The following is a 22,571-nucleotide window of genomic DNA, read 5'->3' on the forward strand; positions in this document are numbered from 1 at the left end:
CATTGATCAGGTTGGCTCCGGCTGTCATCGTCCGCGAAGGCGGACGATCCAGTACGCCGTGATACTTCGGTTCAATCTCGCCTGCCAAGGGGTACTGGATGCTCCGCTTTCGCGGAGCATGACAGCAGTGGGGGCGGCGAAGATCAACCTGGAAACGATCGCTGGTTCCAAGGAAACTCTCGTCTAAACGCCCCACCAACCTCGGCGGCTATGGATGCCGGCGTTCGCCGGGATGACGGCGGAGGATGAGGCCGCCGGCTTGTGCCTCACCACCGTCATTGCGAGCGCAGCGAAGCAATCCATGGCGAGACGGGACGTCTGGATTGCTTCGGCGCGATTGCGCCTCGTAAGGACGGGTACGATCGCTGTTGGCCCACTCATGCATTCCAGCCTGCTTCATCCAAACTCTGCCCGACGGGCATTTCGTGCATCTCCCTCATGCGCAAATTGCCCGTCGTGTTAGTTAGTCGCAATCATTCCCCTTGCACCGTCGGGCAAATCACCTCCACATTTCCGGCCATCCCGCCTCGATGAAGAGGGACGGTTCGCGGTCGTCACGAGACGTGAGGTGGGGAGGCGGTGGCTGCAGTCTGTCGCAACGCGCGTGTCGCGTGGACGAAGGGCAGGGTGCAGGCGGTCAAGTTGCGTGGTTCTGACACCCCGATGCTGGTGTCAAATTCGCGCCGATGCCTTGGCGTCGCGCGGATGACGGGGACAAACAAGCCGGTCCCCGGGGAGAGCGTAAAGCAGCCGAAAAGCCCATCGCGCAGGGAATGCCGGATGACCGGCAGCACCTGTGGTTCCTGCCGCCTGCATTTTTTTCGCAGGCGGGCCATGGGTTGCGGCCAGCACCCGGCATTCCCTGCGCCCTCTTCGAACGAGAGAGGGCCGAACGATTGGAACAACTCGGGCGAAGAAGCCGCGGGATCGGATAAGCGCGTCTCTTTGTTAGTTCGCGTGAACTTCACCGTGAAATCATCAGGCAAAGCCGAAGAGTCTGCGCACATCGGCGACGGATCGCGAGATGTAGGATCGAAGTTTGTATCGAGGTGCTGCGACTTGCTCGGTTCACCTCTCCCCGTGAAGGACGGGGAGAGGAGCGCGCCGAGTGCGTGGCGGGAGGCGGTATCATAAGTCTTCCCGGAATGACTGCGGAGAGAGGCGTGGACTCATGTGCCGGTTACGGCGCCGTCTGGGCCTCGATCTTGAACTGCGCCAGCGCGCTCGGCGGGTCGATCGCAATCAGCTGGGCGAGCTGCATGGCCGGCACCTTGGCGCGCGGCGAGAGCTTGAGCGTGAAGGTCTGGCGCGGCTTCTCGACGAAGCGGCTCAGCGCATCGACGGCGCTCACAACGTCGGCATTGTCGGCGGCGACCTGCGCGCCGATCGCCTTGATGCTGTCGACCAGCGCCTTGCGCGCGGCATCGCGGGGGATCGAATGGCCGCGCGCGTAGTTGGCGACGAGCACGTCGACCGCGCCGAGATCGCGCAGCGTCAGCGCGAGGCCGGCCGCCTCGATCTTCTCGGCCGCCGTCATGGCCTGCTGCACGTCGACCGTGAAGACCTCGCGCGGCACCTGCGCCAGCGACACGTTGGCGGAAGCGGCGACGAGATTGCTGACCTCGAGCTTGAACGGCTCCAGCGCGAAGGTCGCAGCGCTCTCGCTCCAGCCGAGGCCGAGATCGGCATCGAACGCCGCGGTGTCGATGCCGGCGACCAGCAGCGGCAGCAGCGCCGGATTGGACGGATCGAGCGGCCCGGCCATCTTGGCGACCAGCCGCGCCTTGGTCGGGATGGGACCGACGAACTGGCCCCAGTCGAGGCTGACATTGTCGATCTGCACCGGCTTGTCGCCGGCCTTGTAGGGCGTCGTCAGCGCCTTCAGCTCGACGCCATCAAGCATCTTGAACAACTCGGCGGCGTCGGCCGCGGCAGGCTTCGCGCCAGCGGCGGAATATTTGGCCGCGAAATGCATCAGGCCGGAGAAGTCGAAGCCCTTCAAGGCGAAGCGGCCGAGCTTGACCGGCCCGTTGGGGGCGCGGCCGTCGAGGCCTTCCACCGCCATGTCGCCCTTGCCGTCCTTCAGGTCGAAGTGGATCTTCGCCAGCTTGAACGGGCCTTGCGGGGTTTCCACCACGAGGCCGCGGATCTCGGCATTGCGCATTGCGATGCCTTCATAGACGCCCGCTACCCGCTCCATCAGATCGCGCGCCTGCTCGGGCGTCGGCTGGGCGGCCGGCGCAGCAGGCAACGCCGCGATCAGCGCCGGCAGTTGCAGGCGCGAGGGGCGGACGTTGAATTCATCGAGCGTCGCACCGTCGATGCGCATGCGCACACCGGCCGACGAGTTGATCTCGTAGGCTCCCATCGTGACCTTGCCGTAGACCCGGTAGGTGCGATCGTCCTTGGCGGCATCGGAACTGAGCAGGGCGATGAGCGCATTGGTGTCCAGGTCGTGGTGAACGATGTCCGCGATGCGCCCCTGCATCTTGTCGGCCTTGCCGTCGGGCTGCTGCGGGCTCATCGTGAAGGTGACCTCGTCGAGCTTGTAGCTCGCGATCCGGCCGGCCTTGATGCCGTCGAAGGTCAGTCCGGAATAGGTGAACTCGGCCGGGCCCGTTGCGGCGCCGCCGTCCATGGTGCCCGTGGTGCGCGGCACGGTGATCGAGGTGGCGTTGATCGCGACGAACTGTTGGACGAGCGCCCGATAGACGTCGAGCGTTCCGGTGCCGGCGGGGATGGCGGCGAACCGGGCCGGGCCGGCGTAATCCTTCACCACCAGTTGCGGCAGCTTGTAGCTGAGGCGCAGCGCCGCGGGGCCGGCGGCCTGGCCGCTGATCGCCACGTCGTTCAGCTCGATGCTGGCAGCAGAAACGTGCTCGCTGTCGGGCTGGCTCAGGCCGGTCGCGGTGACGGTGCCGAAGCTCACGCCGGCCGGCGGCTGGCTGGCCGACTCGATCTTGACGTCGGCGATCGACAGCTTGCGGCTCCACAGGTCGAAGGCCACCTTGCCGTGACTGGCGGAGGCGCCATTCTGCCGGAGTTGTGCGAAGCTTGCCTCGACCTCACGCTCGGCGCGGGCCTGGGCGTACCAGGGGACGCCCAAAAAGCCGGCAACGCCGAGCGCAACCGCGACGAGAACGCCAATCACAATCCGCTTCATTCAATCTGCTCCCGCAAAGCGCCTCAGGCAGCGCAAGGGTCGTGGTTTGAGGGTCGTGGTTTGATGGTCATGGTGTTGGCAGGGCGGATCGGATAGGGATGTGCCTCTGCCAACTTGAGAATTTGCTGCCCCTGGTCTGTTCCCGGACATGGTTTCCGATGTTGCATGAAAACCGCTCAGCGTGCATCACATGCGGTTCCACCGGCCGGAAAAAACGCGTCCTGAACGCGCCTCACGAGACCGACCGGGGTCGGAAACGCTGGAGCACGTATGTCGTCGTCCTATTCTGAAGATCTTCGTTCCGCAGCGCTGGCCTATCACCGGCTGCCGCGGCCCGGCAAGCTGGAGATCCAGGCCTCCAAGCCGCTCGCCAACCAGCGTGACCTCGCGCTGGCCTATTCCCCGGGCGTGGCGGCAGCGTGCACCGAAATCGCCAACAACCCGGCCGAGGCGGCCTCGCTGACGGCGCGCGCCAACCTCGTGGCCGTCGTCTCCAACGGGACCGCCGTGCTCGGGCTCGGCAATATCGGCCCGCTGGCCTCCAAGCCGGTCATGGAGGGTAAGGCGGTCCTGTTCAAGAAATTCGCCGGCATCGACGTCTTCGACATCGAGATCAATGCCGAGACGATCGACCGGGTGGTCGAGACGGTGGCGGCGCTGGAGCCGACCTTCGGCGGCATCAACCTGGAGGACATCAAGGGACCGGAGTGCTTCGAGATCGAGGCGCGGCTCAAGGAGCGGATGAAGATCCCGGTCTTCCATGACGACCAGCACGGCACCGCGATCATCGTCGGCGCCGCGATCAAGAACGCGCTGTCGCTGGCCGGCAAGCAGCTGTCCGAGGTCAAGATCGTGACGTCAGGCGCGGGCGCCGCCGCGATCGCCTGCCTCAATCTGCTGGTCTCGATGGGCGCGAAACGCGAGAACATCTGGGTCTGCGACATCGACGGCGTGGTGCATGAGGGGCGCAACACGCTGATGGATCCGTGGAAGGCGGTCTATGCGCAGAAGACCGACAAGCGGACGCTCGCCGAAGTCATCGGCGGCGCCGACCTCTTCTTAGGCCTGTCCGCCGGCGGCGTGCTGAAGCAGGAGCTGCTGAAGCAGATGGCCGAGAAGCCGTTGATCATGGCGCTCGCCAATCCGAATCCGGAGATCATGCCGGAGGAGGCGCGTGCGGCGCGGCCGGACGCGATGATCTGCACCGGACGTTCGGACTTCCCGAACCAGGTCAACAACGTCCTCTGCTTCCCGTTCATCTTCCGCGGCGCACTCGACGTCGGCGCCACCGCGATCAACGAGGCGATGAAGCAGGCCGCGGTCGACGCGATCGCGCAGCTCGCCCAGGACCCGCCGTCGGATGCGGTGTCGCGCGGCTTCGACACCGGCGAGACGCAGGGGTTTGGCCCGGGCTCGCTGATCCCCTCGCCATTCGATCCGCGCCTGATCCTGCGCATTGCGCCGGCCGTCGCCAAGGCCGCGATGGAGTCGGGCGTCGCCACCCGGCCGATCACCAATTTCGACGAATATACCGCGCTGCTCGAGCGCTTCGCGTTCCGCTCCGGCCTCGTCATGAAGCCGGTGTTTGCCAAGGCGAAAGCCCAGCCGGTGCGCGTGATCTATGCCGAGGGCGAGGACGAGCGCGTGCTGCGCGCCACCCAGGTGGTGCTGGAGGAGAAGCTGGCGCGGCCGATCCTGGTGGGACGTCCGAGCGTCGTCGAGGCGCGCATCAAGCGCTTCGGCCTGTCGATCAAGGCCGGGCGCGACTTCGACCTCGTCAACCCCGAGGACGATCCGCGCTATCGCTCCTATGTGCAGAGCTACATCGAGATCGCCGGCCGCCGCGGTGTGACGCCGGATGCGGCGCGCACGGTGGTGCGCACCAACGCCACCGTCATCGCCGCGCTCGCGGTGGTCCGGGGCGAGGCGGATGCGATGATCTGCGGCGTCGAGGGCCGCTACATGAGCCATCTGCGCCATGTCCGCGAGATCATCGGCTTCATGCCGGGTGTCAGCGACTACGCGGCGCTGGCGCTTACCATCACCAGCAAGGGCGCCTATTTCATCGGCGACACCCAGGTGCGGCCCGATCCGACCGCCGAGGAGCTCGCCGAGATGGCCTCGCTCGCGGCCAATCACGTCACGCGCTTCAACATCAAGCCGAAGATCGCCTTCGTCTCGCACTCCGATTTCGGCGGTTACGACACCGAGTCCTCGCGCAAGATGCGGCAGGCCACCGCGCTGCTGAAGCAGCATCGTCCGGACCTCGAGGCCGACGGTGAGATGCAGGGCGACACCGCGCTGTCGGCGACCGCGCGCAAGGCGATCCTGCCGCATTCGGATCTCGAAGGCTCGGCCAACGTGCTGATCATGCCGAACCTCGATGCCGCCAACGTCGCCTATCAGATGATCAAGGTGCTGGCGGATGCGGTTCCCGTGGGACCGATCCTGATCGGACCGGCGAGGCCGGCGCACATCCTCACCCCGTCGGTGACGGCGCGCGGCATTCTCAACATGACGGCGGTCGCCGCCGTCGAGGCGCAGGAGCGGGCGGGGAGGGCGCAGCCGACGCTGTTCGCGTGATCGTATTGACGTGATCGAAGTGTGGCGGAATTCGTCCGGTTTCGGTCGCATTCCGCCCGCCTTTGTTGGTGAAAAGCGTTCGCGACGTCACATATCCGGCCCGGCGGGCCGGCGACACATCGTTTGAAGTTGATCCGTGAGGGCGAGAATGCCGGGTTTCATTACGTTCGGGCGCGTTCTGTTCGCCGTGATCTTCATCTATTCAGGCGCGACCAAGCTGTTCGGCATTCCGGTGACGGCCGATATCATTGCCGCCAAGGTCACGATTCCCGCCGTGCTCGCGCCGTATGCGGCGCAGCTCGAGGCGGCGGCGAAGATGCCGATGCCGCAGATCCTGGCGATTGCCTCCGGCGCCTTCGAGGTGTTCGCCGGCGCGATGATCGCGCTGAACTTCCTCGGGCGGTTCTTCGCGGCGCTGATGATCCTCTTCGTCGGCGCGACGATCTTCTATTTCCACGATTTCTGGAACCAGACCCCGCCCGACAACGCCAAGACCCTGATCGACGCGCTGAAGAATCTCTCGATCATCGGCGCGCTGTTCATGATCTTCGGCTACGGCAAGGGACCAAAGGCGCCGGAGCAGAGCGCCTATGGCGACATCTGACGGCCCGGATCAGGACGCGCGCTGCCAGGCGGTGACGCTGACGTCGTCGGCGGGATCGAGCATCAGCTGATTGGCGGGTGTCATGCCGTGCGCCGTCAGCACCTGCTGCGGCGACCGGCCGGGGCCGACCTCGGTGAAGCAGGGCGCGCCGCCGGGCAGTTGCACGCGGGGGGCGAACGACAGGAAGAACGTGTCGTAGCGGTCCATGAACATGTCGAACACGACAGGACCCCCGATGACCGCAACGGTGCCGGTCGTGACGCCGGCGGCCTCGCAGGCCTGCTCGAACGAGGCACCGGCGGGGTTCCACAGCGTGGAGAGCGGCTTCTCCGGATCAGGCGCCAGCGCCGCGATCTTGCTGGTCACGATCAGCCGCTTGCGCTTCGGCGAGTTCGGCTGGTCCTCATAGGAGTTGCGGCCGTGGACGATCAAATCGGCGCCGTCGAGCGCGCTGGAGAAAAACTCGGCGTCGCCCGGGAATTTGAGAACCCCGGGCATCACATTGTCAGCATCGGCCAACATGCCGTCGGCCGATACGATCACGTAACCTTCGATACGAAGCTTGGTCACTGACGAAAGGAATCCTGTCTCATTCGGACACTGTCGTCACAACGCTCGAGACCGGCCTTTGGCTCACCGTCGGCAGCTTCGCAACCTTGGCAAGCTGCTCGTCATATTGCGGCAGCGACTGCACCGGCGCCTTGGCGCGCATCGCGACCACCTTGTAGCCGCCGGCCTTCAGGCGGCGCAGCATCTCGGGCAGGGCTTCGGCGGTGTGCTTGTGGAAGTCGTGCATCAGGATGATGCCCTTGCCGAGCTTGTCGAGCTTCTTGAAGGTGACGTCGAGCACGGCTTGCGCGTTCTTCGCCTTGAAGTCGAACGAGTCGAGGTCGCAGGAGAAGATGCCGATGTTGCGGGTGCCGAGATAGGTCACCATCTCCGGCGGGTGCTGCAGTGCCGGGAAGCGGAAGAACGGCGCGGGCGAGTTGCCGCCGAGTGCCCACTTCACGGCGCTGATGCCGAGCTCGATCTCTTCCTTGCGCTGGTCGTCGGTCAGTTTCTTGTTGGTCAGCGCCGCATGCGACCAAGTGTGCGTGCCGACCGTGTGGCCGGCGTTGTAGACCTGCTTGAGGATCTCCGGATAGTAGGTCGCGTGCTTGCCGATGATGAAGAAGATGCCCGTCGTGCACTGGTCGGCGAGCGCCTTGAGCACACCGGGGGTGTTCTCCGGCCACGGGCCGTCGTCGAAGGTCAGGACGACCTCGTGGTCCTTGAGGAAGTCGAGGTCCTTGAAGTGCTCGAAGCCGAAGCCGGGGCCGCCGGTCGTGTCGATCTCGACGGTGCGGCCGACGCCGAGCGCCTCGGGGTTCATGCAGGGCGCGCGCGGTGGCTGAGCCTGGGGGGCGGCCGCTTGGGCTGCGACCGGAGCCGGAGCTGCAGCGGGGGTCGGCGCTGCCGCCGTCCGCTGCGCCTGCGACCAGGCGGCGCCAGACGCCAACAGCGAGGCCGCCAGAGAACCTGCGAACACCAATCCAGCCGCAATCCGCATCGTGTTTCCTCGGGGGTTGTTGCAACGGGAGCGTCGGGGATCCAGAGTCGCTCCACCATCCGGCTTGGGATACTACCCCAGCGGCCGGATCGGCGCCAAAAGGAAACGAGGCAAAAACACGGGGAAGTTGCCGGCTCCCGCCGCATTCTTGCCAAGTGTTGCCTAAAGTGTTGGTCAGCCGGCCGCGAGCATCCGGGCGACAGCGGTCTTGACCCGCGTATCGGTCGGCTCGACCGAGGAGGCGAACACGTCGGCGATGTAGCCGTCGCGTCCGATCAGGTACTTGTGGAAATTCCAGCGCGGGGTGTCCTTCGGACGGGCCTCCGCCGCCCAGCGGTAGAACGGATGGGCGTTGGAGCCTGTGACGACCGCCTTCGAGGTCATCGGGAAGGTCACGCCGTATTCCTTGTTGGCGAGCTGCGCGATGTCGCCGCCGATGCCCGGCTCCTGGTTGAAGTCGTTGGATGGTACCGCAATGATGGTCAGGCCGCGCTCATGGAACTCGCTCCAGAGCTGCTGCAGCCCGGTGTACTGGGGCGTGTAGCCGCACTGCGAGGCCGTGTTCACCACCATGACTGGTTTGCCGGCAAGATCGGCCAGGCGTATCGGCTCGCCCGACGGCACCGGGAAGGAGAAGCGGTAAGCCGTGGTCTTGCTCACCGCACTGTCGGCCAGAGCCGCGCGCGACGCGAGCAGCGTGCCTGACAAGGACGCGCCGAGGCCGAGAACAACCATCCTGCGATCGATCATGTGAATCTCCCTGTGCAGAGTCAGCCCCGTCAGCAGGCATGCGCCCGCACTCAGCCGGCCGTTCTATCAACGGGCGCGGCGTGGTGTTGGATCATGCTGCTTTCCAGCAAGGGATACCCTTGCCCTGGGGCGGAAAGAGGGAGGTCGTCGGTCGTCAGCGCAGCGAAACGATGAACTCGGTGCCTTCGCCGGTCTCGCCCTGATTGATGCCCTGGTCGGAGACGATCAGCGAACTTCCGGTCGACAGCGCCTCACCGAGCCAGGCCATGACGTCGGCAGGAATGGTGATGCGGTCGAGCGCTTCGGACGGCGTGCTCAACACGACCGCCGGCTTCGCTTCGACATGCGCATCCGCGACCTTCTTGCCGCGTCGGACCGCCTTGTCGGCACCGTCATTCGCCGCGACGGCGCGCGCCGAGGTCGGCAGCGAGATCACCGTCCAGCGCATCGTTGCGGGATCCGCCTTGTCAGCTGCCGCGGTAAACACATGCGTGCCGAGCGGCTTGTCGGAGGGCGCGATCGTCACCGGCGTGTTGAACACCGGCGCGAAGTTCTGCCGGACATAGAGCTTGGAGTCCTTGCGGCTGATGAAGATCGCGATCTGGCTGTTGCGCTTCAACTCCGGCTTCGGCGCGATCGGCTTGTCGGGCGCGGCCACGCGGGACTGATCCTTGTTGAGATCGTTGGCATCGGCGGGCTTTGCCGGAGCGTCTGCGGTCGTCGGGGACGGTGCCCCAGGCTGGTCCGCGATCTTCGCGTCACCGGGCTTTGTGTCGGCGGGCGTTGCTTCGGCAGGCGTTGCTTCGGCCTTGGCTTCAGCGGGCTTGACCTCGGTGGTGGATCCCGTCGCCTCCGCGTTGCTCTTTTCGCCAGGAGCCGGCTGGCTGGCCAGAGCCGGTCCGGTGTCGCCCGCGGCCGGCTTGCGCTCGTCCGGAGTTGCGGCTTCCGCCTTGACCGACGCGGCCCCGGCCTCGCTTGTCGTCGTGTCGGCGACGGCCGGCTTCAGATCGGCGGCGGCGTTCGTGTCGCGGCGCAATGCTTCGGCGCTCGGCGACGCGTCCGAGGTCAGGGCCGGCACGCCGGTGGCATTGCTGGCGTCCGCGGTTCGTAACTGACGGGCGGCTGCACTGATGTCTGCTATGGCCGGGCCGCCCTCGGCATGGCCGATCGTTGTGCGCAGGTCGATGGTCGCGACCGTGATGGTCGGTGTCGCCACGGCTGCGCCCTTGTCCGACTTGGCCGCAGGAGCGCTGGCGTCGGGCTGCGCCGAGGCGCTCGGCTGCGGCGCCTTTAGCGCGGCGAGCATCGGGTGCGAGAAGCTGGCCGGGGCCACTTCACCCGGCGTCACGAGAACGCGTGATCCCATCCGCGTCCAGCCGTAGATCTTGGGTGCAAAGCTCGCGGGCATGCGGATGCAGCCATGCGAGGCGGGATAGCCCGGAAGAACGCCGGCATGGAGCGCGACACCCGACCAGGTGATGCGCTGCATGAACGGCATCGGCGCGCCGCTGTAGATGTTTGAGCGATGGAATTTCTGCTTCTGGATGACGCTGAACACGCCCATCGGCGTGGAGTGTCCCTTCATGCCGGTCGAGACCGGAGCCTCGGCGAACAGGCCGTTGGCGTCATACACCTTGACCTGCTGCTTGTTGATCGACACGGCGATCGTGAGGGGCCCCTGCGGCTTGGCAGCTTCCTTCTCGATCGTGGCGGTCTTCTTGGCCTTCGGCTTGCGCGGCTGCACGGCCGGGCGCAACGGCGGAGCGATGGTGACAGGCTGCTGGTCGTTCCAATAGTAATAAGACGCTGCGTCAGCCCATGGTGTTGCGGCTAGGACAAGCGGTACTGAAACAATTGCTGCACAAAAGAACCGCCCCCTGGCGGCTGCACGAACGCAGAGCATTCCGGCAAATCCTCAAGAACCATCTGGTCTTTAGTGTCGCAGACGGAGTCTGCGTTCACCAGCTTGGGGCTTCTGCCGCCCTGATTTTCGTTCCAATCGTAGCAGAAAAGCCTCACATCCCGTTAAACGCGCATCGCGCAGCGGCAGGCCGTGCCTTCCTTGCAGGCGTTTGTGTTCCTACATGGGCGTTACGCCGAGCATCGGCGGTATAACGGAGACCGACATGTCGTTCAGAGCCACCAACCGGTTTGATCTGTGGCTGAAAACCTTAGCTTTCCTATCGCTTATCGGACTGTCTTCGCCCGTGATGTCAGCCCACGCCGCAGATGAGCCGGACCTGATCTTCCGTCGGTCGACGGTGTTCAAGCTGCTAAGCCCGAATGACAAGCTCGCGACCTATGGCGTTGATGATCCAGAGGTTGAGGGGGTCGCCTGCCACTTCACCGTTCCTCAGAAGGGCGGCTACGCCGGCTGGCTCGGCCTTGCCGAGGAGGTTTCCGACATCTCGCTCGCCTGCCGGCAGATCGGACCGATTCGCTTCAAGCGCAAGCTCGAACAGGCGGACGACATGTTCCGGCAACGGCGCTCGCTGTTCTTCAAGAAGATGCAGATCGTGCGCGGCTGCGACGCCAAGCGCAACGTGCTCGTCTACATGGTCTATTCCGACAGGCTGATCGAGGGGTCGCCGAAGAACTCGACGTCATCGGTCCCAGTGATGCCCTGGGGCAAGGCGGATGATGGTGAAGTCCAGAAGTGCGGCGACTTCATTCAATAAGCGACTTGCCAATCGTCGATCGGCTGTCCGCAGTCTTGCCATGCAGCTTGCGCTTGTCGGGATCGTGGCAGCCGATCAGCTGGATCAGGCTTTGCTGTGTTGACCCAGCAAAGCTCTCGCGGCGCTGTTGAGCCATCGGTGCGGACAGCGGATCGCGACGATGCTGCGTTTTGGCGGCGGAGGCTGGGACGGGAGACTTGCTCATGCGGCAGCGTTACAGCGCGGATCTTAAGAAGCCCTCCATGGTCCGGACCTGACTGCCGCGCCGAGCGATCAATTGCTCGGGTGCCGGTCCGATGCACCAGCACTCTCTGTTTGAAGACAATTCAGAGCTCTCGTTCCGGTTGCGATTTGTGTCGTCCGGCTGGCTGCACGAAACAAAACAGCGGCCAACGAAACCATTTCTGGCTTGTGCCGCCGCCCGGATGAAACGTGAAATGGTTATGAAACGTTGGCGGACGGCAGTGTCATCCCATTGTGTCGTCCGGTCCGGCGCGGATGACATGAGAACAACACGAGGCCAGCGGTCCATCATGCTCGTTCGACTGGGTGCTGCGGTATTCACCGCCATATCGTGTCTCTCCTGGTCCCCCGTCGACGCCCAGCCGGCGGTGCGATTGCCCGATCTGCGTGGCGAGTTCGTCCGCGAATGCGCGCCTCACATGCTGGGCCGGAGCAGGCATCCTGAGGCCGTCTGCTCCTGCCTGCACGACAAGGCCGCCGCCCTCGTCGAGGATCCCGATCTCCGCGCGGCGCTGCTGCGCGGAATCAGGGAGACTGGCGTCCCCAGGATCGAGACGGCGTGGGTGCCGCCCAGCAAGCAGGCGGAGATAGGCCCGACCTTCACCAGGATCGCCAAGCCTGCTCTGCAATGCCTGTTCGATTCCCCGGCTGATCAGCATGCGACCGACGTGCCGCAGAACTGAGCTCTGACCCCGTCGATCCACGCTGCTCATCTTCACTCCAAGCCATACTGCGACATCAGCGACTGCACCTCGGGCCGGCGCATGATGCGGGCGATCTGGGTCTCGACGGCCGTGTCGCTGCTGCGGACCGATGATCTTGCTGCGGACTTGCGGGCAGGGCGTGCCGGGGCCGCGCTCGTCGGGGTCGGCTGACGCTGCGCCTGAGCTGTCTTCTCTGGCGAGGGCGACTTGGCGGACGGAGCGGCGGGAACGGCTTGGGCTCGCGGCGCTTGGGTGGCGGTTGCAGCCGGAGCTGCGGCTGATGATGCTGCGGCAGGCGCGGCAATTGCTGCCGCAGGAGGCGCCACTGGAGCCGCGGGAGGCGGCGCGGTGTTGGCGACGACGGGGGGCGCGACGATCGTGGTATTGGGTGCTTTGACCACGTCGGCTGTGGGCGCAACGGCGACCAGCACATTGGCGCGGGTTTGCGGCGAGACGGCTTCTGGCGCGACGACAGGGGCGGCAACAGTCGTGCTCGGCGGCACAATCGGCGCCGGGGGCTCGATCACCGGCAGCGGTGCCGCGATGGCGGTCGCCTCGAGAGGTGCGGCGATGGATGCGCTGGTGATCTTCTCGCTCCGGTCCAGCTCCGGCTTCTTGATGTCGCCGGGGACATTGAGGGCTTGCGTCTGGGCGTGAGCCAGCATCTGCCGTGCGGTCATCGGGGTTTCCGCGAAAGCCGCGATCGGCAACAGGACCGCGGCGGCAAGCGTCACCCGGAGGGTCGTCGCGCGCGATGTGAAGTTGGTCATGGCCGGCTCCTTGCAATCTGTGTTCGTTTTGCAATCTGTGTTCGTTGGTCTCAGGCCGCGGCACTGGCGGTCGCCCGGTCATGGGCGACGACGACGCGCTGGCCGCGCATCTTGGCGATCACCTCGTCACGCGGACCGCATGCCAGCGTCTTGCCGAAGGCCATCACCATGATGCGGTCAACATGCGCCAAAAGCTGCGGGCGGTGCGTGACGACGATCACAGTGCGGCCGGCGGCCTTCGCCTGGGCCATGGCATGGGCCAGCGCGCGCTCGCCGTCCTCGTCGAGGTTGGAGTTCGGCTCGTCGAGGATCAGCAGCCGCGGATTGCCATAGAGGGCGCGAGCGAGGCCGACGCGCTGGCGCATGCCGCCGGACAGCGCCACGCCGCCTTCGCCGATCGGCGTGTCATAGCCGTTGGGCAGGCGCAGGATCACGTCATGGGCGCCGGCAGCCTTGGCAGCGGCGACGACGGCCGCTTCATCGACCTTCGCGAGGCGCGCGATGTTGTCGGCCACGGTGCCCGAGAACAGCTCGATGTCCTGCGGCAGGTAGCCGATATGCTTGCCGAGCCGGTTCTGGTCCCACTGGCTGTAGGCTGCGTTGTCGATGCGGATCACGCCCTCGCGCAGCGGCCAGACGCCGGCCATGGCGCGGGCCATGCTCGACTTGCCGCTGGCGGAGGCGCCGACGATCGCGAGGCTTTCGCCGGCCTTGAGCGAGAAGCTCACGCCCTTGACCGAGGGGCGGCCCGCCGCCGGCGGCCACACCACGGCGTTCTCGACCTCGATGTCGCCGCGCGGCGTGGGCAGCGCGGTCGGCGCCGCGGTGACTGGCAGGGCCTGGAACAGCTCTTCGAGCCGGCGATAGGCGGAGCGGAAGGCGATGATGCGCTTCCACTGGCCGACGACCTGCTCGACCGGCGCCAGCGCGCGGCCCATGATGATCGAAGTCGCCATCATGGCGCCGGGCGAGATCTGCTGCTCGATCGCCAGCCAGGCGCCGATGCAGAGCAGCGAGGTCTGCACCGCCATGCGGGCGAACTTGGTGACGGAATGCATCGCCGCGCCGCGCTCCACCAGTGTGCTGTGGGCGTCGACCATCGCCGACTGCCGGCAGCTCCAGCGGTCCAGCACGATGTCGCCCATGCCGAGGCCGCGGACGACCTCGCCATTGCGCAGCGCGGCGGCGACGAAGCGCGAGGCTTCATTGGCCAGCGCATTGGTGCGCTCGACACTGGAGCGCGTGTAGAACTCGGTGAACAGCGCCAGCGAGAACAGCACGGTCGCGCCGAACAGCGAGAGGATGCCGAGATAGGCATGCTGCAGGAAGCACAGCGCGACGAACACCGGCGTCCAAGGCAGGTCGCAGGCAATCGCCGCGGTGCCGCTGGAGATGCAATCGCGGATGGTCTCGGCGTCGCGAATGATCTGCTGGCCGAAGCGATGCCGCGGCGACAGCTCGGCCTTCATCATCGTCTCGAACAGAGGATGGCGCAGCGTACCCTCGAACTGGACGCCGGCGCGCGCCAGCACGCCCGAGCGGGCGAATTCGAGGATGCCGTACAGCACCAGGAAGACGCCGACGATCAGCGTCAGCATGACGAGCGTGCCGAGATTGCGGCTGGTGAGCACGCGGTCATAGACCTGCATGGAATACAGCGGCGAGGCCAGCATGCTCGCATTGATGAACAGGCTGAGCACGAAGGTCGCGGTCAGCGCGGGAAAGCAGGCGCGGAGCGCGGTTCCCAGCGGGCTTCGTGTGGTGCTCGTCGTCATGATCGGATCCCCTTGCAGTGACGCTGGGGAGCTTCGCGTAAGCGAGCGTCGGCGACCGTGATCGGCATCACACAGCATGATGCCGATGTACGGGCGCTTGAGTTGGCCAGTTGCAGCCGCTACCGGATGGGTCAGACCTGCTCAGATCTCGAAGTGCGCCTCATCGATAGAGACCTCATGCCTGCCGTCACGTCCCAGACCATCCGGCTTGTCTCCGGCCTCGTCCTGTTTGCGTTCGCGGCCACGCATTTTCTCAATCATGCCGTCGGCCTGTTCAGCCTCGAAGCCATGGACGAGGTGCAGGAGTGGCGGCTCATCGTCACCAGGTCCTGGCCGGGAATGATCGTGCTGGCGGCGGCGCTGCTCGTGCATGCCGCGCTCGCGGTCACCAAGACGATCCAACGTGGCACCTGGCGGCTGCCGGCGTGGGAGCTGATCCAGCTCGCGACGGGATTTGCCATTCCGGCGTTGCTGCTCCCGCATGTCGTCGACACCCATGTCGCGCACGCGCTGTTCGGGGTGCAGGACGGCTATCTCTACGCCTTGGCCTTGCTGTGGCCGAACGCAGCCTGGGTGCAGACGGCGTTGCTGCTGCTGGTCTGGACACATGGCTGCGTCGGCCTGCACCGCTGGCTGAAAGTCCGCAGCTGTTATCGCCTGGCGCTGCCGCTGCTGATCATTCTGGCCGTCGCTGTGCCGATGGCGGCGCTGATGGGGTTCGTGGTGTCCGGGCGGGCCGTCGCTGCGCTGCTGAGCGATCCGGCAATGGCTGAGCGGATGCGCGAGGTCACGCATTGGCCGAGCGAACTCGATGCGAAGTGGCTCGGTCTGCTGAAGATGTCGGCGTGGATCGCTGTGGCCGCGCTGCTCGTGGCCGGCGCGACCATCATCGTGTTTCGCCACGTCGCGCTGCTCGCGGCGCCGAAGGTGGCCATCGCCTTTCCAGGCGGAACGACGGTCCAGGCGCCGATCGGTCCAACGCTGCTCGACAGCATCAGGAGCAACGATCTTTCTGATCGCTCCGAGTGTGGCGGGCGCGCCCGCTGCGGCCTGTGCCGGGTCCGCATCGAGAAAGGAGCCGAGACTCTGTCGGCGCCCGGCCGTGCCGAGCGCGCGGTGCTCGCGAGCTTGGCTGCACCGGAGAATGTGCGCCTCGCCTGTCAGATTCGTCCCACGGCGCCACTCACCGTCACGCCTCTGGTCGGAGGCGGGGACATGCCGACGCTCGTGGCGGCGCCAGGCGATGGCCCGGGCGAGCGTCGCACCGTCTGTCTCGTTGATGTCCGCGTGCGCGCCTTTGCGATCATCGCGGGTGACCGCTTGGCCTCGGACCTCGCTTTCATCATGAACGAGATCTTCGGCGCCATTGGTGCGGCAGTGGATGCCAATGCCGGGCGCATCGATCGTTTCCTTGGGGATGGCGTGCTCGCCGTGTTCGGCGAGCAGCAGGAGCCCGATCAGGCCTGTCGCGACGCGCTGCAGGCTGTCAGCGCGATGGATCTGGCCATGGATCGTGTGAATGAGAAGATCGCAGCCGAGATCGGCCGGCCGGTCGAGCTCGCCATCGGCGCTCATGTCAGCGACACCGTCGTGGGACGTTTGAGCCTGGGACGCATGACGCAGGTCGCCGTGCTCGGGCTTGGAACGGAGCAGCCGGCGCGGATGGCGCAGCTGGCGGATGCGCGCGGCTGGCAGCTTGTGGTATCGGACGACGTCGCCACCCGGGCCGGCTGGGGTGATCTCACCGGGATGGTCCGAGAGACTCTTGCGGGCGCCGAAGGCGGCGGGGCACAAGACGTGATCGGCGTGAGCCGCGCCCGCGACATCTCTGTCGTAACGGGCGCGGCCCAATCGGCCTCGGGTTAGACGTTGCCGGGTCATTTTTCGCGGAACGTCTTGGCCAGCGTGTTGAGCAGCGGACCGGTCAGATATTCGAGCACGGTGCGCTCGCCGGTGGAGATGATGACGTCAGCCTGCATGCCCGGCAGGATCTTCTCGGCGACCTCCGGCGGAATGGTCGAGTAGTCGATCACGACGCGCGCCTTGTAGTAGCTCTGCTTGGAGGACTCCTCGGTCACTGCGTCGGCAGAGACGCTCTGGACCTTGCCGAAGATCGCAGGCGTCGTGCGCGAGGAGAAATTGGCGAAGCGGACCTCGGCCTTCTGGCCGACGGCGACGCTCTCGATGTCGCGCGGCGAGACGTGGGCCATCACGTCGACGCCTTCGCCGACCGGGACGATCTCGGCGAGCGTATCGCCGGGCTTCACCACCGCGCCGACGGTGTGGACCTTCATGTTCATGACGATGCCGTCGCGCTCGGCATAGATGTCGACCCGGCGCAGCACGTCCTCGGCGATGACCAGCTTCTCACGCAGCTCGGACAGCTTGGCGCGGGTGGCATCGAGCTGCTGGCCGACCTCGGTCTGGTACTTCTGCAAGCTCTGGTCGATCTGCAGGCGCGTCTGCGCCGCGGTCTGGGTCAGCCGCGCCACGTCGGCCTGCGCCTGGCCGAGATCGCCTTCGACACGGGCGCGGTCGCGTTCCAGCTCGAGGAACTTGTTGCGTGGATAATAGCCGGCGGCGACCGCCGGCCGGACATTGTTCATCTGCGTGTCGAAGCTTGCGAGCTGGGCGGCGAGCGCCGTGCGCTGGCGGTCGCGGCCGGCGAGCTCCTGCTGCTGCTGGACGATCTGCGAATTGAGGATGTTGATCTGGCTGATCAGGCCGTTGCGGCGCTCGATGAACAGGCGCTGCTGGTCGGCAATGGCGAGCGCCGACTCCGGCACGTTCTGGCGGTTGAGCAGGCTGTCGGGAAAGGTGATCATCCGCGCATTGCCGCGCTCGGCCAGGAGACGCGCTTCTTCGGCCAGTGCGGCATCCATCTGCTTGCGCAAGAGGTCGGTGTTGGCCTGGGCTTCGATCGGCTGCAGCCGGAACAGCAGGTCGCCGCGGTGAACGGCGCGCGTCTCCTTGGCGAGGATCTCTCTGATGATCCCGCCCTCGCGATGCTGCACCACCTTGTGGTCGCCGGAGACGGAGACGGTGCCCGGCGCGATCGCCGCACGGTCGAGCGGCGCAAAGCCGGCCCACACGCCGAAGCCGCCGAAGACAAGCGCGATCGAGACGTAGCCGAGCAGGGCGTAGCGGCCGAAATCGGCCTTGACCGGCTGCGGCCGGTCGGCCGGTTCGAAGAAGCTCTGATCTTGCGCCAGCGACATCGCCATGTTGCGTCCCCCGCCATCATCGACGGCAGGGAGCATCGGCGATCCCGCGCTACGGGACTGTGCGGTGGGTCACGCTGCCGCAGGAGGCGCGCATGGCGGGGTGAGGCTCGCTACTTCTTCTTCGGCCCGAAGCGCGGCACACACGTTGCGGTGCGGACGATGCCGGTCTCGGACATCTTCGAGCCCAAGACCTCCTTGACTTGGCCGGCGGGGCAGGTGCCGTCATCGACCAGCACGCGCTGGCCGAGCCGCAGATCGGTGACGTCCTCCTCGCGACCGACATATTGCGCGTGAGAGGGGGCGGCCAGCAGAAGCAGGAGGGCCAGGCCGCTGAGGCCGCGTGCGGCCATGGTCGACAACGCCGGGATTCGAAACCGCATCACTTTCCTTCGATCTTCAGTCCGTTGGGTCCGAGATTGATCTGGACGCCTTCCGGCTGCTTCTTGGCCTGGTAGAGATTGTAGCCGAGCACGACGATCGCTGCGCTCAGAATGCCGAGCAGAAAATACAGGATGTTGCGGTGATCCGACATGTGAAATTCCACAGAGAGAGAATGTCATCGCCACTAAGCGCATGCGCGAATGTACGGGCGGCCCTGCGATTCTGAAAGCAGCGGCAAATCCGGTGCCCCTGTGCATCGGAATGTGATTTGCTCTGGCGATCAGCAATGGGAACCAGGACAGGCATGATCACCCAGGACATCACGCAACGGATCGTCGACGCCGTCGACGCCGGCTTCGATCGCCAGCTCGCCACGACGAGCGACTTCGTCGCGATTCCTTCGACGCGCGGGGCGGAAGGGCCGTGCCAGGACATGTTCGGCGATCTCCTGCGTGAGCGCGGCTACGAGGTCGATGACTGGCACATCGATCTGGACGACCTCAAGGACATGCGCGGCTACGGTCCGGTCGAGCATGACTTCTCCAGGGGACGCAGCGTCGTCGGAACCTATCGGCCGGCGACCTCTGCCGGCCGGTCGCTGATCCTGCAGGGGCATTGCGACGTCGTGCCGGCCGGTCCGCTCGACATGTGGGAGACGCCGCCGTTCTCGCCGGTCATCCGCGAGGGCCGGATGTATGGCCGCGGCGCCTGCGACATGAAGTCCGGCACCATTGGCGCGCTCTATGCGCTCGATGCGATCAAAGCCGCTGGCTTGAAGCCGACCGCGCGCATTCACCTGCAGTCGGTCATCGAGGAGGAGAGCACCGGGGTCGGCGCGCTCTCCACCCTGCAGCGCGGCTATCGCGCCGATGCCTGCTTCATCCCGGAGCCGACCAGCGAGAAGATGGTGCGCTCGCAGGTCGGCGTGATCTGGTTCCGGATCAAGGTCCGCGGCTTCCCCGCGCATGTCTTCGAGGCCGGCATCGGCGCCAATGCGATCAAGGCGTCCTATCATCTCATCCACGCGCTGGAGAAGCTCGAAGCCGACTGGAACGAGCGCGCCAAGAGCGACCATCACTTCAAGGCGCTCGATCATCCGATCAATTTCAACCCGGGCATCATCAGGGGCGGCGACTGGGCCTCGAGCGTGCCGGCCTGGTGCGACCTCGACTGCCGCATCGCGGTTCTGCCGGGCTGGTCGATCAAGGACTGTCAGAACGAGATCCTCGCTTGCGTCGCCGCGGCCTCGCGCGATCACCGCTTCCTCTCCAACAATCCGCCGATGGTGGAATGGTCGGGTTTCCTGTCGGAAGGCTATGAGCTGACCAACTCGGCCGAGCCGGAGGCCGCCTTCGGCCGGGCCTTCAATGCCGTCCATGGCGGCGAGGTGCAGGATCTCGTCTTCACGGCGCTGACCGACACACGCTTCTACGGGCTGAACTACAACATCCCGAGCCTCTGTTTCGGCGCGACCGGTGCGGCCATGCACGGCTTCAACGAATATGTCGAGATCGACTCGCTGCGACAGGTGACCAAGACCATGGCGCTGTTCATCGCCGAGTGGTGCGGAGTCGAGAAGGCCTGAGCAGCGACGTTTGAGCCGAAGGCCATGACCTCGCAGGTCATTGCCTTCGGCGCCACGAGACATCCAAATCGGAAGACACGCGCAGACGTGTCGCCACGAACCGGGGAGGGACCTGGATGACGCCGCTCGACAAGATCAAGTCGCTGAAGATGCCGTTTGCGGAATTGAAGGGCGTCACCTTCACCGAGGCCAGCGCGGAGCGTGTGGTGGCGCAGATGCAGGTCCGCGCCGATCTCTGCACGCTGCATCACACCATTCACGGCGGCGCCGTCATGGCGCTCGCAGACTCGGTCGGGGCGGCCGCGACCGTGGTCAACCTGCCGGAGGATACGAAGGGCACCACCACGATCGAGAGCAAGACCAACTTCATCGGCGGTGCCAAGGAAGGGACCGTCGTGAGGGCCATCGCAACGCCGGTGCATCGCGGCCGCCGCACCCAGGTGTGGCAGACCCGAATCGAGACCGAGGACGGTAAGCTGGTGGCGATCGTCACGCAGACTCAGCTCGTACTGTGATGATTCGTACACAAACGATTCACCAGCTCACGCGGTCGGTGCATGGCCGCATGCTCTCCCCGTAGAGCGCGGGGCTTGCAATGAATGTTGCAATGCACAATATAGCTCTTGTCTAGGGAAAGACGTCTGTGCGCGAGGGCTTCGAAAAGGAGTCTTTGGCAGTGTCACAGGTAGATACTTTTCGTCCCCGGCCGGGCTTCGGCTATGTGCGGACGCTCAGCCAGCACGAGGAACTGCCGCTGCTGCGCGATCATTTGCTGCGGCTCGATCCAGAGAGCCGGCATGATCGATTCAACGGTTTTCTCGATGACAGTTTCATCGAACGCTACGCCGCGCGCTGTGCGGCCGATGGCACGATCGTCGTTGCCTATATGGAAAACGGCATGGTGCGCGGCGCCGCCGAATTGCATCCGCCGGAGCAGTCCGAGGACGGGCTTCCGGAGATCGCGTTCAGCGTCGAGTCCTGCGTGCGCCGCCGCGGCGTCGGCAGCCTGCTGTTCGAGCGGGTGATTTCCGAAGCGCGCTGGAAGGGCTATCGCGAGCTGCGCGTGACGACGGGATCGCAGAACCATGCGATGCGGGCGCTGGCAGCCAAGTTCGGCGCGCATCTGGCGTTCCGCCACGGCGAGTCGACCGGCACGATCGATCTGAGCCAACAGCCGCAGGATGAGTTCGCCAAGCTGGTGATCGAAACGCCGATCGCTGCGGCGCGCGCGTTCTTCAATCTCAATCGCGCCTGCTGGAAGCTGGTGACGCGTATGTACGACAAGCGCGCCGCCTGAGCCGTATCCGTTCGCCCATCAAAAAGGCGCGGCAGCGATGATCGCTGCCGCGCCTTTTCATTTCACGTGCTTGAGTTGTTTGCGTCGACGCCTGGCGACGTCGCTCAGGCGGTGCGCTTGTCGAAGTTGAAGCGGCGCACGGTACGGCGCTCGACCACGACGGCGCGCTGCTGCGTGCCCTGGTCCGCCGTGATGACACGGGTGTTGGTGCGCGCCGCGACCCGGACGGCCTTCTTGACCTCGGGCAGAACCTGCTCGAGCGGCAGTCCCATCAGCGCCGAGGCAATCTCGGCCTGAGCCTGCACGTCGTCGGTGATGCCGGATGCCGCGAAGATCGCTTCCTCCAGAGTCGGGGGATCACGCCTGACGCGACGCGGACCGTACTTGGTGTTCCAATCTTCGCTCATGGGGGCCTCGTGAATCGTCCGGGATACCTAGAAGCAGGATTGTTGCATTGCAATATGAAATCGGCGCGGCAGCCCAGCTATGCGTTCACCATGTCGCGATCGGGCAACGCTGCCGTGGTCATGTGGACATCCTGGGGCCAGCGGCGCAAGGCCGCGTGCCCGGCTTTGGTGAGGGCGTAGATGCCGCGCTCGGCGCGGTCGAACCAGCCATAGACATTCCGTTGCAGGATCTTCGGCGCGTCGGGGATGTCGGCGCGCAGATCGCGCACGCGCTTCGGTCCGGCCGACAGCGCCGAGGCACAGGCCAGCGCCTGCTGCCGGTAGGCCGTCATGATCGGCGCACGCGTCGAGCCGCCGGCGACCGGGTCGCCCTTGCGGCGCTGATGCTCGCTCACGAGACGCGATCGCTTCTTGGGATTCTTGCGCGGCGCCGTGGTCGGCGGATGCACCAGCAGCTCGACCTGTCCGCTGTCCGTCACCGCCAGCATGCCGAAGCCAAGTCTGCGGCACAGGTTGCGGTAGCGCGCGTCGCTCTCGCGGCCCTTGCCGCGCGCCGACAGTTTCGCCGCGACCCAGACCTCGTCGCAGGCGCCGGCGCGATCCACGGCCTGCAATAGCAATTCCAGGTTGAAGGCCTGCTTCAGCTCACAGATCACGACGATCGGCGGATCCTCGCCCTTCAGCGCCACCACATCGCAGCCGCCGACTTCCCCCTTGGCCGAGAAGCCGAGGCTTTCGAGGAAGCGTTTGACGGGAAGGTAGAGCGCGGTTTCCAAAGGCCGTCCACGTTTGCGACTCAGGCGCGGGCGAGTCTAGCCCGACGCATCCTGCGATGTCAGCGGGCAACGACGCCCTCGG

Annotated in this window: 21 protein-coding genes; 8 read left to right on the forward strand and 13 right to left on the reverse strand. The window is 65.8% G+C overall.

Features of this window, described 5'->3' with window-relative positions; all coding sequences use genetic code 11:
• Nucleotides 1-1,180 precede the first annotated feature (1,180 nt).
• Complete coding sequence (locus tag NLR35_RS20225) at nt 1,181-3,163, reverse strand: YdgA family protein (protein ID WP_257168285.1); 1,983 nt, start codon at nt 3,161-3,163, stop codon at nt 1,181-1,183.
• A 270-nt stretch (nt 3,164-3,433) separates the two neighbouring features.
• Between NLR35_RS20225 and NLR35_RS20230 the strand changes: the two genes are divergently transcribed.
• Nucleotides 3,434-5,746, forward strand: coding sequence for an NADP-dependent malic enzyme (locus NLR35_RS20230; protein ID WP_257168286.1), 2,313 nt, complete (start codon nt 3,434-3,436; stop codon nt 5,744-5,746).
• A 148-nt stretch (nt 5,747-5,894) separates the two neighbouring features.
• Nucleotides 5,895-6,350, forward strand: coding sequence for a DoxX family protein (locus tag NLR35_RS20235; RefSeq protein ID WP_257168287.1), 456 nt, complete (start codon nt 5,895-5,897; stop codon nt 6,348-6,350).
• Nucleotides 6,351-6,359: 9 nt separating this feature from the next.
• Here NLR35_RS20235 and NLR35_RS20240 read toward each other — a convergent pair whose 3' ends face one another.
• The 4 genes from NLR35_RS20240 to NLR35_RS20255 form a co-directional block, all read right to left on the reverse strand.
• Nucleotides 6,360-6,920, reverse strand: coding sequence for a dihydrofolate reductase (locus tag NLR35_RS20240; protein WP_257168288.1), 561 nt, complete (start codon nt 6,918-6,920; stop codon nt 6,360-6,362).
• Nucleotides 6,921-6,939: 19 nt separating this feature from the next.
• A complete protein-coding gene (locus NLR35_RS20245) occupies nt 6,940-7,899 on the reverse strand; it encodes a polysaccharide deacetylase family protein (protein WP_257168289.1) in 960 nt (319 codons plus the stop codon).
• A gap of 174 nt (nt 7,900-8,073) precedes the next feature.
• A complete protein-coding gene (locus tag NLR35_RS20250; RefSeq protein ID WP_257168290.1) occupies nt 8,074-8,649 on the reverse strand; it encodes a glutathione peroxidase in 576 nt (191 codons plus the stop codon).
• A gap of 154 nt (nt 8,650-8,803) precedes the next feature.
• A complete protein-coding gene (locus NLR35_RS20255; protein ID WP_257168291.1) occupies nt 8,804-10,552 on the reverse strand; it encodes a L,D-transpeptidase in 1,749 nt (582 codons plus the stop codon).
• Between the two features lie 223 nt (nt 10,553-10,775).
• On the opposite strand from NLR35_RS20255, the gene NLR35_RS20260 reads away from it, so the two are divergent.
• Nucleotides 10,776-11,327: a CreA family protein gene (locus tag NLR35_RS20260; protein WP_257168292.1), complete on the forward strand. Its 552-nt coding sequence runs from the start codon at nt 10,776-10,778 to the stop codon at nt 11,325-11,327.
• Here NLR35_RS20260 and NLR35_RS20265 read toward each other — a convergent pair.
• Complete coding sequence (locus tag NLR35_RS20265) at nt 11,317-11,532, reverse strand: hypothetical protein (protein ID WP_257168293.1); 216 nt, start codon at nt 11,530-11,532, stop codon at nt 11,317-11,319. The genes NLR35_RS20260 and NLR35_RS20265 overlap by 11 nt on opposite strands.
• 328 nt (nt 11,533-11,860) lie before the next feature.
• Between NLR35_RS20265 and NLR35_RS20270 the strand changes: the two genes are divergently transcribed.
• On the forward strand, nt 11,861-12,253 hold the full coding sequence (locus NLR35_RS20270) for a hypothetical protein (RefSeq protein WP_257168294.1): 393 nt from the start codon (nt 11,861-11,863) through the stop codon (nt 12,251-12,253).
• Nucleotides 12,254-12,285: 32 nt separating this feature from the next.
• On the opposite strand, the gene NLR35_RS20275 is transcribed toward NLR35_RS20270, so the two are convergent.
• Both NLR35_RS20275 and NLR35_RS20280 read right to left on the reverse strand, forming a co-directional pair.
• Entirely contained in the window at nt 12,286-13,044 is a 759-nt protein-coding gene (locus NLR35_RS20275) for a hypothetical protein (RefSeq protein ID WP_257168295.1), read from the reverse strand.
• A gap of 50 nt (nt 13,045-13,094) precedes the next feature.
• Nucleotides 13,095-14,819: a type I secretion system permease/ATPase gene (locus NLR35_RS20280; protein WP_257168296.1), complete on the reverse strand. Its 1,725-nt coding sequence runs from the start codon at nt 14,817-14,819 to the stop codon at nt 13,095-13,097.
• Between the two features lie 177 nt (nt 14,820-14,996).
• On the opposite strand from NLR35_RS20280, the gene NLR35_RS20285 reads away from it, so the two are divergent.
• Complete coding sequence (locus NLR35_RS20285; RefSeq protein ID WP_257168297.1) at nt 14,997-16,685, forward strand: adenylate/guanylate cyclase domain-containing protein; 1,689 nt, start codon at nt 14,997-14,999, stop codon at nt 16,683-16,685.
• An 11-nt stretch (nt 16,686-16,696) separates the two neighbouring features.
• Here the strand turns inward: NLR35_RS20285 and NLR35_RS20290 are convergent, their stop codons facing one another.
• The 3 genes from NLR35_RS20290 to NLR35_RS20300 form a co-directional block, all read right to left on the reverse strand.
• Entirely contained in the window at nt 16,697-18,043 is a 1,347-nt protein-coding gene (locus NLR35_RS20290) for an HlyD family type I secretion periplasmic adaptor subunit (RefSeq protein WP_306577659.1), read from the reverse strand.
• 110 nt (nt 18,044-18,153) lie between these two features.
• Nucleotides 18,154-18,423, reverse strand: coding sequence for a DUF6719 family protein (locus NLR35_RS20295; protein ID WP_257168299.1), 270 nt, complete (start codon nt 18,421-18,423; stop codon nt 18,154-18,156).
• The gene (locus NLR35_RS20300; protein ID WP_257168300.1) at nt 18,423-18,575 is read right to left on the reverse strand and encodes a hypothetical protein; all 153 of its coding nucleotides are present in this window, start codon (nt 18,573-18,575) and stop codon (nt 18,423-18,425) included. Before NLR35_RS20300 ends, NLR35_RS20295 begins: the two co-directional genes overlap by 1 nt.
• Before the next feature lie 153 nt (nt 18,576-18,728).
• On the opposite strand from NLR35_RS20300, the gene NLR35_RS20305 reads away from it, so the two are divergent.
• The 3 genes from NLR35_RS20305 (at nt 18,729) to NLR35_RS20315 (ending at nt 21,306) form a co-directional block, all read left to right on the forward strand.
• Nucleotides 18,729-20,009: an ArgE/DapE family deacylase gene (locus NLR35_RS20305; protein ID WP_257168446.1), complete on the forward strand. Its 1,281-nt coding sequence runs from the start codon at nt 18,729-18,731 to the stop codon at nt 20,007-20,009.
• A 116-nt stretch (nt 20,010-20,125) separates the two neighbouring features.
• Entirely contained in the window at nt 20,126-20,524 is a 399-nt protein-coding gene (locus NLR35_RS20310; protein WP_257168301.1) for a PaaI family thioesterase, read from the forward strand.
• Between the two features lie 128 nt (nt 20,525-20,652).
• A complete protein-coding gene (locus NLR35_RS20315; protein ID WP_374940833.1) occupies nt 20,653-21,306 on the forward strand; it encodes a GNAT family N-acetyltransferase in 654 nt (217 codons plus the stop codon).
• A gap of 104 nt (nt 21,307-21,410) precedes the next feature.
• Here the strand turns inward: NLR35_RS20315 and NLR35_RS20320 are convergent, their stop codons facing one another.
• The gene (locus NLR35_RS20320; protein ID WP_006613488.1) at nt 21,411-21,713 is read right to left on the reverse strand and encodes a hypothetical protein; all 303 of its coding nucleotides are present in this window, start codon (nt 21,711-21,713) and stop codon (nt 21,411-21,413) included.
• Nucleotides 21,714-21,790: 77 nt separating this feature from the next.
• Nucleotides 21,791-22,489, reverse strand: coding sequence for a DUF2161 domain-containing phosphodiesterase (locus tag NLR35_RS20325; protein WP_257168303.1), 699 nt, complete (start codon nt 22,487-22,489; stop codon nt 21,791-21,793).
• Between the last annotated feature and the right edge of the window lie 82 nt (nt 22,490-22,571).

It is taken from the genome of Bradyrhizobium sp. SRS-191 (assembly GCF_024586915.1).
Classification (GTDB): Bacteria; Pseudomonadota; Alphaproteobacteria; order Rhizobiales; family Xanthobacteraceae; genus Bradyrhizobium.